At 52.5% G+C, this 11758-nt stretch carries 11 protein-coding genes; 5 read left to right on the plus strand and 6 right to left on the minus strand.

What is annotated here, in order from left to right; translation table 11 throughout:
• Window positions 1-7: 7 nt before the first annotated feature.
• A complete protein-coding gene (locus FH871_RS21715) occupies window positions 8-988 on the minus strand; it encodes a pyruvate dehydrogenase complex E1 component subunit beta (RefSeq protein WP_138993530.1) in 981 nt (326 codons plus the stop codon).
• A 77-nt stretch (window positions 989-1065) separates the two neighbouring features.
• Complete coding sequence (locus FH871_RS21720; RefSeq protein WP_138993532.1) at window positions 1066-2463, minus strand: cytochrome P450; 1398 nt, start codon at window positions 2461-2463, stop codon at window positions 1066-1068.
• A 206-nt stretch (window positions 2464-2669) separates the two neighbouring features.
• Here FH871_RS21720 and purH point away from each other — a divergent pair, with 206 nt between their 5' ends.
• Genes purH through gatC form a run of 3 tightly spaced genes read left to right on the plus strand, consistent with a single transcriptional unit; the run spans window position 2670 to window position 5221 of the window.
• Window positions 2670-4184 carry a bifunctional phosphoribosylaminoimidazolecarboxamide formyltransferase/IMP cyclohydrolase gene (purH, locus tag FH871_RS21725; protein WP_138993534.1) on the plus strand — a complete coding sequence of 505 codons (1515 nt, stop codon included), beginning with the start codon at window positions 2670-2672 and terminating at the stop codon, window positions 4182-4184.
• 3 nt (window positions 4185-4187) lie between these two features.
• Complete coding sequence (locus FH871_RS21730; RefSeq protein WP_138993536.1) at window positions 4188-4922, plus strand: 1-acyl-sn-glycerol-3-phosphate acyltransferase; 735 nt, start codon at window positions 4188-4190, stop codon at window positions 4920-4922.
• 11 nt (window positions 4923-4933) lie between these two features.
• Window positions 4934-5221, plus strand: a complete 288-nt coding sequence (gene gatC, locus FH871_RS21735) for an Asp-tRNA(Asn)/Glu-tRNA(Gln) amidotransferase subunit GatC (RefSeq protein WP_138993538.1) — start codon at window positions 4934-4936, stop codon at window positions 5219-5221.
• Between the two features lie 36 nt (window positions 5222-5257).
• Here the strand turns inward: gatC and folK are convergent, their stop codons facing one another.
• The 4 genes from folK to FH871_RS21755 form a co-directional block, all read right to left on the minus strand.
• Window positions 5258-5749: a 2-amino-4-hydroxy-6-hydroxymethyldihydropteridine diphosphokinase gene (folK, locus tag FH871_RS21740; protein WP_138993540.1), complete on the minus strand. Its 492-nt coding sequence runs from the start codon at window positions 5747-5749 to the stop codon at window positions 5258-5260.
• Between the two features lie 3 nt (window positions 5750-5752).
• On the minus strand, window positions 5753-6799 hold the full coding sequence (locus FH871_RS21745; RefSeq protein ID WP_138993542.1) for an AAA family ATPase: 1047 nt from the start codon (window positions 6797-6799) through the stop codon (window positions 5753-5755).
• A gap of 70 nt (window positions 6800-6869) precedes the next feature.
• Window positions 6870-7643 carry a tryptophan-rich sensory protein gene (locus FH871_RS21750; RefSeq protein WP_138993544.1) on the minus strand — a complete coding sequence of 258 codons (774 nt, stop codon included), beginning with the start codon at window positions 7641-7643 and terminating at the stop codon, window positions 6870-6872.
• Window positions 7644-7781: 138 nt separating this feature from the next.
• Window positions 7782-9773: an OmpA family protein gene (locus tag FH871_RS21755; protein ID WP_171062911.1), complete on the minus strand. Its 1992-nt coding sequence runs from the start codon at window positions 9771-9773 to the stop codon at window positions 7782-7784.
• 22 nt (window positions 9774-9795) lie between these two features.
• Here FH871_RS21755 and FH871_RS33215 point away from each other — a divergent pair, with 22 nt between their 5' ends.
• Together FH871_RS33215 and FH871_RS21760 are read left to right on the plus strand one after the other, a co-directional pair.
• Entirely contained in the window at window positions 9796-9951 is a 156-nt protein-coding gene (locus FH871_RS33215; RefSeq protein ID WP_171062912.1) for a hypothetical protein, read from the plus strand.
• A gap of 258 nt (window positions 9952-10209) precedes the next feature.
• Window positions 10210-11745 (plus strand): polysaccharide biosynthesis C-terminal domain-containing protein, encoded by a 1536-nt coding sequence (locus tag FH871_RS21760; protein ID WP_138993546.1) that lies wholly within the window; start codon window positions 10210-10212, stop codon window positions 11743-11745.
• The last annotated feature ends 13 nt before the right edge of the window (window positions 11746-11758 follow it).

An 11758-nucleotide genomic window follows, 5' to 3' on the forward strand; every position in this document is an offset into this window, starting at 1 on the left:
ATCGCAATTACTTCTTGTACATTACCGCATCGACGGCCTGTAACGTCCGTTTCACGTTGGGCAGAATCACTTCGATCAGCGTGGGCGCATACGGCAGCGGCAAATCCAGGCTGTTGACCCGAATCACCGGTGCATCCAGGTAATCGAAGGCGTTGCGCTGGATGTTGTAGGTCAGTTCCGACGAAATAGCCGCCAGTGGCCAGGCTTCTTCGACCACTACACACCGGTTCGTTTTCTTGACGGAGTTGATGATCGTGGCGTAATCGATCGGGCGAACGGAACGCAGGTCGATCACTTCCGCCGAAATGCCTTTGTCAGCCAGTTCGTCGGCAGCTTGCAGCGCCACTTTCATGAATTTACCGAACGACACGATGGTGACGTCGTTGCCTTCGCGCTTGATATCGGCTTTGCCAATCGGAATCAGGTATTCTTCTTCCGGCACCTGGCCTTTGTCGCCGTACATCAGTTCCGACTCCATGAAAATAACCGGATCGTTGTCGCGGATCGCTGTTTTCAGCAGTCCTTTGGCATCGTAGGGATTCGAGGGAACCACCACTTTCAAACCGGAAGTGTTGGCAAACCAGTTTTCAAAATTTTGCGAGTGTTGCGACGACAGCATCCCGGCATTTCCCGTCGGTCCGCGGAACACGATGGGGTTGGAATACTGACCACCCGACATCGACATGATTTTGGCCGAGCCGTTGATGATCTGATCGATGGCAACGAGCGAAAAGTTGAACGTCATGAATTCGATGATGGGGCGCAACCCATTCATGGCCGCACCGACGCCAATACCGGCAAAACCCAATTCAGCAATGGGCGTATCGATGACCCGTTCCGGGCCAAACTCGTCGAGCATGCCCTGACTGACCTTGTAAGCACCATTGTATTCAGCCACTTCTTCACCCATTAGAAAGACCTTCTCGTCCCGGCGCATTTCTTCTACCATGGCTTCGCGAAGGGCTTCGCGGAATTGTATTTCTCTCATCGTGTGTGAGTTAATGATTGTCAGCTTCTAATAAACGGTCAAAAATAGGGAAAACAGGCTAAAAGTACAATTCGATCTCACGACACAGGCAGTCCGGTGTTCGGGCGGGCCTGAACCCGAAGCCGCAAACCGCCTTTAGGGCGCAGTGTTATGCCCGGTTCCGGCTCTACAATTTTTTGATCAATCAGGTGAAAATCAAATTCGCGGATCAGCAACGTCAGCACAATCTGCATCTCCATCATCGCAAAATTATTCCCGATGCAGAGTCTCGGCCCTCCGCCAAATGGCAGATAGGCATAGGTGGGCCGGAGCTTAACCTGCTCAGGAAGAAAGTGTTCGGGGTGAAATGCTTCCGGGTTTTCCCAGTAACGCGGATCGCGATGGAGAAGATACGGGCAAATCAGCATCCCATCGGCCCCCGGAACCTCGACCCGGTAGTCGCCAAACTGGTCGGAATGCAGCGGTTGCCGGCCAAAAATCCAGGCCGGCGGATACAGCCGCATCGTTTCCTGAATCACCTGCGTGGTATAGGTCAGTTCGCGCAGGATTTCGATGGTCGGCAGATTGCTGGGGCCTAGAACCCGGTTTATTTCCTCGCGTAGTTTTTCGGTAACATCCGGATGAATGGCCAGCAGGTAAAATGTCCAGGACAGGGCGTTGGCGGTGGTTTCGTGACCCGCCATAAAAATGGTCGTCACTTCGTCGCGCAACTGCTGGTTGGTCATTTGTTCGCCGGTGTCTTCGTCGCGGGTTTCCATCAACATGCCCAGCAGGTCGTCGTGCCGGGTTTCGGCCGGTTGGCGTCGGCGGTGTTCGATAATTTCGTAGATAATCGCTTCCGTTTTGCGAACCGCCCGCCGGTAGCGAATCGTGCGGGGCGTGGGCCAGTTCCGGGTAAACGGAAAGAAGTTGAAAAGCTCTTTGTAAGCGGTTTGAATGATGATCGTGATGGATTCCGAGACGTTTTCGAGGTGGTTTTTGACGTCCGAACTGAACAGCGAACGGGTCACGACAGCCAGCGCCAGGTGCATCATTTCTTCCGAAACCAGTAGCGGTTCGGTCAGATCCCGGTTTTTCCACTGCGAAATTAGCCCGGTGGTTTCGCGGTTCATGCCATCCACCAGCAACGCCAGCCGCTGTTTATGAAAAGCCGGTTGGGCCAGCCGCCGTTGGCGTCGCCAGAAATCCCCTTCGCTGTTGAGCAAACCGTTGCCCAGAAACATCTTCAGCACGTCGTAAGCTGCGCTTTTGACGTAATTTTTATTATTTTCCTGTAAAATGTGCTTAGCGTCTTCGGGCGTCAGGGTGAGGGTAATCAGCCGCCCGACGGCCTTGAATTGCACCAGCCGGTCGTATTGCCGTTGCAAACCCGTCAAAAATCCCAGCGGATCGCGGGCGAAATCAAAGGTGCTTCCCACGAAGGGAATCCCCTTCCGTTTTGGAATCGGTTTCGGCGGTTTTTCATCGGTGACCATACCTGATTTCGGTAAAGAATTTTATAAAGTTACAAACTCCTTTCCAATCAAAAGTCTCCGTTCCGAACCTTTCGGTTATCTTTGCGGACATTTAACACTCTGATTACCTCTGGTGTTCTCTGGTCAACTCTGTGAAATAACTTCGATAACTGTTCCACGGAGTTGACCAGAGAATACCAGAGGGAATCAGAGAAACAGTTCTCTTTATGTCGAAGACCATTCAATCTGCGCTTATTTCAGTTTATTACAAAGACGGGCTGGAACCACTGGTTCGGTTGCTGCACCAGAACGGCGTGCTGCTCTATTCAACGGGGGGAACCCAGACGTTTATCGAACAACTGGGCATTCCGGTAACCGCCGTGGAAGACATCACCGGTTATCCATCTATTTTCGGTGGTCGCGTTAAAACCCTCCACCCGGTCGTGTTTGGCGGTATTCTCTACCGCCGGAATCTGGCCGAGGACGTGGCCCAGGCCAGCCGCCACGACATCAACCCGATCGATCTGGTGGTGGTTGATCTCTATCCCTTTGAAGAAACCGTTGCGTCGGGTGCTTCGGACGAAGACATCATCGAGAAGATCGACATTGGCGGTATTTCACTGATTCGGGCTGCGGCCAAAAATTACGAAGATGTGCTGATCGTCTCGTCGCGCGGACAATATGCCGATGTCGTCAATCTGCTGACCGAAAAAGAAGGCACGACAGAGCTGGAAGACCGACGGCGGTTTGCCAAAGAAGCTTTTGCCATGACGTCGTCGTATGACACGGCCATTCACCACTATTTTGCGGGTTCGACGGCTAGCGATGATTTCCGCCAGCTTCCCGCGCAGTCGCTGCGCTACGGTGAAAATCCGCACCAGCAAGCTACTTTTTACGGCGATCTCAACGCCTTGTTCGACCAGTTAAACGGCAAAGAATTATCGTACAATAACCTGGTGGACGTCGATGCCTGCGTCAGCCTGATCGATGAATTTACGGATACCACGTTTGCGATCATCAAACACACCAACGCCTGCGGTGTCGCGACGGCCCCCACGGCGAAGGAAGCGTATCTGAACGCACTGGCCTGCGACCCGGTTTCGGCGTTTGGCGGGGTAATTATCACCAACGCCAAAGTAGACCTGGCAACAGCGGAGGAACTGAACAAATTGTTTATGGAAATCCTGATTGCGCCGGATTTTGATGACGATGCCTTGAAATTGCTCAGTTCGAAGAAAAACCGGATCCTGCTGAAACGCAAACCGGTGGAATTCAGCCCGAAAATGTTCAAGACCCTGCTGAACGGCGTATTGGAACAGGACAAAGATAGCCAGACCGAAGTGGCTGACCAGTTCAAAACCGTTACGGAAAAAGCACCCACGGAAGCCGAACTCCGGGCGTTGGAATTTGCCCTGAAAATCTGCAAACACACCAAATCGAACACGATTGTCCTGGCGAATGACGGTCAACTGCTGGCGAGTGGTGTCGGCCAGACCAGCCGCGTCGATGCCCTCCGGCAGGCGATTGAAAAAGCCCGGACGTTCGGTTTCGAACTGAAAGGGGCCGTGATGGCGTCGGATGCGTTTTTTCCGTTTTCCGACTGCGTCGAAATTGCCGGTGAAGCCGGTATTTCGGCGGTGGTTCAGCCCGGCGGTTCGATCCGCGACAAAGACAGTATCGATGCCTGCAACCAGCGCGGGATGGCGATGGTGACTACGGGCGTCCGGCATTTCAAGCATTAATCTATGTTGTACACGATCTGGTGCGGTTTCTGGTTTCTGACCCTGTTTCTGGTTCTGTTTCCGTTTATGTTTCTCTTTTTGCAACGGGAGGAATGGAAACCGTACGCCCATAAAGTCAATTACGTCTGGGGGCGGTTATTTTTCTGGATTATCGGCATGCCCATTCAGGTCGACTACCGGTTTCGCCCTGATCCGAAGCAAACGTATGTGTTTTGCGCCAACCATTTTTCGTACCTGGACATCGCGGTGATGGGTGTCATCATCCGGAATTTCTACGCGTTTATCGGCAAGAGTGAAGTAAAACGGGTGCCGCTGTTCGGCTATATGTTCGCCAAACTGCACATTCAGGTTGACCGGAGCCAGGCCAACAGCCGCGCCTATTCGTTATCGAAAGGCATCCGAACGCTGAAAAGCGGCCGCAGTATCATGATTTTTCCGGAAGGCGGCATCAAGTCCAAACAACCGCCCAAAATGCACCATCCGTTCAAGGATGGTGCATTTACGATGGCTGTTCAGCAGCAGGTGCCGATCGTGCCGATTTCGTTGCTGAATAACCACGAAGTTTTCCCCGAAAAGAAAAAACTGCGGATGTACTGGCAGCCCATCCGGGCGGTGGTTCATCCGCCCATCGAAACGAAAGGACTGACCCAGACCGACGTAGAACGGTTGAAAGAAGAAACCTTCCGGGTGATCGACGAATCGTTGATGAACCAGTCGGCCCGGGTTGCGATGAATTAAACGAATAGCCTATGAAAGTCGATCACGAAACCCTGCACAAAATCGCTCACCTCGCCCGGCTTGACGTGCGGCCCGAAGAAGAACAGCCCCTGATTGACAGCCTGAACGACGTGCTGACCTGGATGGAGCAACTCAACGAAATCGACACGACCGGTGTTGAGCCATTGACCCACATTTCGACCGAAATCAACGTTCTGCGCGAAGACGTCGTCGGGCATCAGCTTCCGCGCGAACAGGCGCTGGAAAACGCTCCCGACAAGACCGACTCCTATTTTCAGGTTCCTAAAGTGATCGAGTAAGGGAACACAGTGGTTTTTGTACCGGATTGGTACAAGCTAGGACTTCCACTCTTTAACTTCGCCTTTGTCCTGACATTCCGCCAGCAACTGCCGATTGGTTTTTTGAAAAACCGGGTGAACATACTCGGGTTCAATTTCCGCTAGCGGAACCAGCGTAAACCGCCTTTCGTGCAGGAAGGGGTGAGGCAGGGCCAGTTTTTCAGTTGCCAATACGGCCTCATCCACATACAGCAGATCGATGTCGATAACGCGGCTGCCCCATTTTTCGCGCCGAACCCGCCCCAGACGGGTTTCGATGGCCTGGGTTTTTTCCAGGATTTCTTCGGGCGTAAAAACGCTCAGAACTTTCAGCACCTGATTCAGAAAAGCTGGCTGATCCGTAACGCCCCAGGCTGCGGTTTCGTAGCGGGCTGATTGCTTTAAAACCGGCCCCAGATCGATCTGAATCGCTTCCTGTGCCCGTTGGAGGGTCGCGGCCCGGTCGCCCAGGTTGGCGCCCAGCAGCAGAAAAACCGTGTGCGTCTTCATGGGTTAAAAACCAATGGACCGGTTCGTTTTTTTAGCGAAATGAACTTCTTCTTCCAGGTGATAAATGTCGGCCAGGGTCATGGGTTGTTCCGTTCTGAACGCCAGTTCCCGTTCTTCGAGCAGCCGGTTGGCTTTATCGGCGGCCAGTTCGCCAAATTCGTAGCGGGCAATGAGCCGCCCTTTCCGGAGCAGCGCCGGATCGAGTCGTTTGATGTCGGTATTGAACGTGCAGATGATCTGAATGGCCAGGCAGTCGGCCAGCAAGCCGTCGGTCAGGTTGAGCAGGTTGGAAACGGCGGCATTCCGAACATCCGATTCACGGTCCATCAGCACCTGTTCTGCTTCTTCAATGACCAGAATCGAGTTGCGCTGTTCGAGCAAAAACGGAATAAAACCGGGTTGGGTCATCACTTCGACCAACTGGGGCGGCAACACCAGCACCTGCTTGGAAAGCTGCGTGGTCAGGTGGCGGATGAGGTTGGTTTTGCCCGTTCCCGGTTTGCCGTGCAGGATGATCAGCCCTTTTTCGCTGTTGGTATTCAGCCGCTGAATCAACTTATCGTAAACCGGCTGCAAATCGTCGTTGTAGTGCTTTTCCAGATCGAGCGGCAGCAGCTTCAACTGGGTTTCTTCCACAATCAGTTCGTTGTACTGTTGCGTAATGAGCCCCACCTTGCCCAGCGAATTGTCCGGGTCCGGAATCTTGTAGGCATCCAGACCGGTTAAGACCCGGTCGAGCACTTCGCGGCTGCTGTACCCACCGAGCATCGAATAGGCCTTCATGGCGGGGAGATAATGCAACCGGAGCAAAAGACCTTCGGGATGCGACCAGAACGAATGTTCCTCCTGTTTGGTAAACAAATCCGTGCGTTCGTGAACCTTGACGAATCGCTGTTGGGTCAGGAAATCTGGCAGGGTTATGTCAAACTGATGACGGCAAATGAGCTGATTGGGGAAGATACCGAACTGCTGAACGAAGTAATAAACGTTGGGAAAATCGTCGTCGTCGGGCGAAAATTTAAACTGGTCGGCGGGTAGTTTCCATGACATGCTGTAAAAATCGTTCAATAGCCGCAAACGTGCAAAAAAACCTGCTGAAACCTTCGAAGTTTTGAAGGTTTCAGCCAAACGAGTGAGCAGGCGTTTTGGGCCGATTAAAAAAGCTGATCAGCCACACCAGGGCGGCAATTCCGGCCCCAATCCCGGCAACCAGCGATACGGAACCATTGCCCTGTTGCCCGGCGGCAATGGCGGCAAATGCCCATACGAACACCAGCAGGTACGAAAAGCTCCGCAACCGACTGAAGACGAATAACCCGATGGCCAGACCAACGGCAATCAGAATCTGCGCCCAGACCGGTCCGGCCAGACCGCCACCATCCCAGCCGGTTGATTTTAGCCAGACACAGATGTTGGCAATGGTAGCCACCGTCACCCAGCCAAAATACAGGCCAAACGGAACCCGGGCCAGCCATTTTTCGGCAGTCGGTACGTCGGCTGCGTTCAGCCGAAGACCGAAGTTGATGCCGTAGAGCGTAAAGAGAATACCGGAAATGAACAGGACGGAAACAAAAAGCCACTCATTTTGGAAAATGGGTAACCACAAACTGTTGAACACGCCATTCAGGATGACCAGCGGGCCGATGGCTCGAAAACGCGGATTGGTCCGTTGCGACGGCAAAGCCTGATAAACCGCAAAGCCCAGCAAACCCAGATAGATAACGCCCCAGATGGCGAAGGCAAAACCAGCGGGGGTGAAGTCCGTAAAGTATTTATTGGAAACCTGGGCGTTGGTCTGCCCGCCAAACGGCAGGGCGTTCGACAGGTAGTTCATGAAGATGGTCGAAATAATGACAAAAACAACCAGGAACTGCCGGAGCTTATCGTTTTTCATAGCAAAAAAAATTACGGTTTACGGTTTTGGCTTTACGGTGGCTGACGCGAGCAAAGTGTGAATGCGTCAGCCACTGTAAACCAGAAACCGTAAACCGTAAACTTGAAATTTAACCCGTTGTTTGGAATGGCCTGAAACTTAGAAACTCAGGATCTTAAACTCCGTTCGGCGGTTGCGCTGGTGTTCGTCTTCGGTTTTGGCGTTTTTGACAATGAGTTGCGTTTCGCCGTAGCCTTTGGCAATCATCCGTTCGGCCTCGATTCCTTTGGAAACGATGTAATCGACGGCGGCTTTGGCCCGGTTTTGCGACAGGCGGATGTTGTAGGCATCGGCGGCCCGAACGTCGGTGTGCGAACTCAACTCAATTTTCAGCGTTGGATTGTCTTTTAGAATGGTCACCAGCTTGTCGAGTTCCTCGGCGGCATCGGGGCGGATGGCGTATTTATCCAGATCGTAATAAATATTTTCGAGTACAAACGTTTTGCCCAGCGTTACCTTGTCGAGCAAAATCGGTACCTCAAAGGTGGTGTCCGTTTCGGCTTTTTTCAGGAAAATCGGCGGAATGCTCCGGCCCTGCATCGTAAACTGTTCGCGTTTGGTCAGATAACCGGGTCGCTCAACCAGAATCGTATAATCTTTTCCTTCCTTCAGCGGATATTTTCCGTATGTGCCGGGGTCGCCCGTCAGCGCTTCGCCAATCGGTGCTTCAACGCCTTCTTCAATGATTCGGACCGTCGCGGAATCCAGCGGGGCCTGAGGAGAAGCGTTTTCCGAAACCGTACCGGCAATGAAATACCGCACCCGTTTCGGGGCTTCGGTCGGTGGGGTGGAAGCCAATGGCGGTTTTTCGGTGGTCGATTCGGAGTCGTCGAAATAATAAATATCATCGTCGCCCTTTCCGCCCTCGCGGTTCGACGCAAAGTAGCCTTTGTCGGCTTCGACCAGAAACAGCCCGAAATCATCCGCTGGTGAATTGATCGGTACGCCCAGGTTCTCCACCGAAATGATCCCCTGCGAACGGGTCGCAACGAAAATATCGAGTTTGCCTAAACCGGGATGGCCGTCTGACGCAAAATACAATTTCCCATCTTCGGCCACATACGGAAACATTTCGTCACCCGGCGTATTGATGTCGCGGCCCATGTTGACCGGGCGGCTAAACCGGCCCGATGCATCCATGTTCGTGCGATAGAGGTCAATTCCGCCCACGGTTCCGGCGCGGTTGGAAGCAAAATAGAGCGTTTTGCCGTCGGCCGAAAAAGCCGGGCTGCCGTCCCAGGCGGTTGAGTCGCTGATGGGCAGTCGCAGGGGTTCGCTCCAGGCGTTATCGGCTGATAACCGGCTGATAAACAGGTCGACGTCCAGACCGCCTTTGCGTTTTCCGTTGTTGCCCCGCGCAAAAATCATGATTTTCCCATCTTTCGAAAAGGCGGGGGTGCCTTCGTTGGCGTCGTCTTTGAAAATGTTGGAACTGAACAGTTGCGGGTTGTTTCCGGTTTCGTCCGGTTTCTGCGCCAGTTTGATTTTATAAAGACCGGTCATCGGCTGACCGTTGTTTTTGTAGATTTTCTCTTTCCGCGATGAGGTGAAAATCAGTTCGTCTCCGCGAACCACCGGCGCATATTCAGAACCCGGCGAGTTCAGCGCCCCAATGTTTTTAGGCTGGAAAGCGATCTTTTTCTGGCTGATGAGGTCGATGGCCCGCAGGGTTTCGGCTTCGCGCCGGGCTTTTTCCAGGTTGACTTTGCTGGACGGTTTGGTGGCTACATACTGATCCAGTTGCACCAGCGCTTCCGGGTACCGGCCCTGCGCCTTGAGGGCGTAGGCATAGTACATTTTGGCGTTGATCTCCGGAATACCGGCTTCGATGGCTTTCTGGTAAAATGGAGCCGCCTGCGGGAAACGGTTCGACAGGCGGTAGGATTCCGCCAGCAGATAATTCAGCCGGGCGACGTCGGTGACGCCTTTGCCGTTGGCGGCTTTCTGCAAATTCTCAATGGCCAGGTTGTATTCCCCTTGTTCGAATTGTCGAACGCCTTTTTTATACACCTGCATGGCAGAGTTGCATCCAGCCAGCCCTATGGCCAACCCCAGCGCCACCAGCAGGGAATAGGAGGTACTGATTTTCATATAAATCCTGTAACGATATGCTGTGATTGCCGCCAAGTTAACGATTTATCACTTGGCTATACATTTTAACGAAGAGAAGTTGAATTTATTGGGGCAAAATCGGGGTGGAAAAGGGGGATTTGCGGAAATGAAAAATCCCGCCGGAAGCCAGCAGGATTTTGTTGAAAGACGCAATTGAATAGTAAACGACAGAGTCGGGCAAATAGTTTACGGTATGAAAAATTGATGCATTATTTTTCAGAATAATGATCAGGTTTTATTTTCTGCCCTAAATTCTGTAAAAAAGCCTGTTTGACCCAAATTTCTCTTTATAAAAATCCTTTCATCCCAAGCGGCACGTTCTGGATTTAGGGGTAGAAAAACCGCCTGGATCCGGCTTCGTATAAAAACCAAAAGTGTATTACCGGAACGCCTATCTTTGCGGGAACGAAATCGTATGAGTGCATTTAAAAAATTGGCGAGCGATACCGCTCTGTATGGGGTCAGTACCATCCTGGGGCGGATGCTGTATTGGTTGATGGTGCCGTTGCATACGCGGGTGTTTCCGCGCCCCGGCGAACTGTCTTCGAATGTTGAACTGTTTTCGTACGTCCCGGTTTTGCTCCTGGTGTATACGTTAAGTCTCGAAACCGCTTTTTTCCGGTATGCTTCCCGCCAGAAAGAGGATAAGCAGAAGGTCTTTAACGAAACCTTGAGCATTGTGCTGGCCGTCAGCCTGGTGGCAACGGCCCTGATTGCGCTTTTCTCTCCCCAAATTGCTACTGCACTGAATTACCCCGGTCAGCAGAAGTTCATTATCTGGGTGGCGATGATTGTGGCGACGGACGCGATTGTGTCGATTCCGTTTGCCCGGTTGCGGGTCGAAAACCAGGCCCGGCAGTTTGTGAAGGCCAAACTGATCAATATTGCCTTCAATGTCCTGCTGAATGTCTTCTTTCTGGTCATCTGCCCGCAGATTTACAATGGCGAGTATTTGCTTTTTCTGCAACCCGTCGTGGATCTGTTCTACGACCCTTCCGTTGGACCCGGTTACATTTTTCTGGCGAATCTGATCGCCAATCTGGTGTATTTTCCGCTGTTGTGGAAAACGTTTGCGGGGTTTCGTTTTCAGCTCGACAAGCCGCAGGTGCGGCTTTTACTGGCTTATTCGTTTCCGCTCATGTTGACCGCGCTGGCGGGTAATGTCAACATGCTGACGGATCGCTGGTTTTTGCGCCCGCTTTTGCCGGACGGTTTTTATCCGGGCCTGACGTCGGAAGATGCCCTCGGTATTTACGGGAACTGTTATAAACTCTCTGTTTTTATGGCGCTCGCCATTCAATCGTTCAAGTTTGCGGCTGACCCATTCTTTTTCTCCCGCGCCGAAGACAAAAACGCCCCTGGTTTGCTGGCCGACGTCAACAAATGGTTTGTCATTGTCTGCGTCATCATCTGGGTTGGCATCAGCCTGAACCTCGACTGGATTGGGCTGTTTATCGGGAAAACCTACCGGCAGGGGCTGAGCGTCGTGCCCCTTTTGCTGCTGGCCAATCTGGTTCTGGGCGTCTATTACAACATTTCATTCTGGTTTAAGCTGAGCGATAAAACCGCCTACGGCACCTTTATTACTGCCCTGGGTGCGGCTGTCACGGTGCTGCTCAATGTGTTGCTGATTCCGGTGATGGGTTACATGGGCTGTGCCGTGGCGTATCTGGCATCGAGCGTGGTGATGTGCGTAACGTGCTACCTGCTGGGCGAAAAGCATTATCCGGTTCCCTACGATGTGTCGTCGGCGTTGATTTATCTGTTCAGCGGGGGGCTATTGATCTATCTGGCTTCCCAAATCGAAATTTCCAACCTCTGGATTTCCGTACCGTATCACCTCGTACTTTTCCTTTTGTATGTCGGCACGATGCTGGTGATCGAGCGGAGAACCTTTGCGCCCCTGCTGGCGAAAGTGCGAAACCGGGGGCGGGTTGTTCATAATGAATAATAAATGTAAAATG

It is taken from the genome of Larkinella sp. C7 (genome assembly GCF_006149005.1).
In the GTDB taxonomy this organism is placed as follows: Bacteria; Bacteroidota; Bacteroidia; order Cytophagales; family Spirosomataceae; genus Larkinella.

What these genes read in the sequence shown, in the direction of transcription:
- FH871_RS21715 (WP_138993530.1), bottom strand. Translation starts at nt 988, where the DNA reads ATGAGAGAAATACAATTCCGCGAAGCCCTTCGCGAAGCCATGGTAGAA.
- FH871_RS21720 (WP_138993532.1), bottom strand. Translation starts at nt 2,463, where the DNA reads ATGGTCACCGATGAAAAACCGCCGAAACCGATTCCAAAACGGAAGGGG.
- purH (WP_138993534.1), top strand. Translation starts at nt 2,670, where the DNA reads ATGTCGAAGACCATTCAATCTGCGCTTATTTCAGTTTATTACAAAGAC.
- FH871_RS21730 (WP_138993536.1), top strand. Translation starts at nt 4,188, where the DNA reads ATGTTGTACACGATCTGGTGCGGTTTCTGGTTTCTGACCCTGTTTCTG.
- gatC (WP_138993538.1), top strand. Translation starts at nt 4,934, where the DNA reads ATGAAAGTCGATCACGAAACCCTGCACAAAATCGCTCACCTCGCCCGG.
- folK (WP_138993540.1), bottom strand. Translation starts at nt 5,749, where the DNA reads ATGAAGACGCACACGGTTTTTCTGCTGCTGGGCGCCAACCTGGGCGAC.
- FH871_RS21745 (WP_138993542.1), bottom strand. Translation starts at nt 6,799, where the DNA reads ATGTCATGGAAACTACCCGCCGACCAGTTTAAATTTTCGCCCGACGAC.
- FH871_RS21750 (WP_138993544.1), bottom strand. Translation starts at nt 7,643, where the DNA reads ATGAAAAACGATAAGCTCCGGCAGTTCCTGGTTGTTTTTGTCATTATT.
- FH871_RS21755 (WP_171062911.1), bottom strand. Translation starts at nt 9,773, where the DNA reads ATGAAAATCAGTACCTCCTATTCCCTGCTGGTGGCGCTGGGGTTGGCC.
- FH871_RS21760 (WP_138993546.1), top strand. Translation starts at nt 10,210, where the DNA reads ATGAGTGCATTTAAAAAATTGGCGAGCGATACCGCTCTGTATGGGGTC.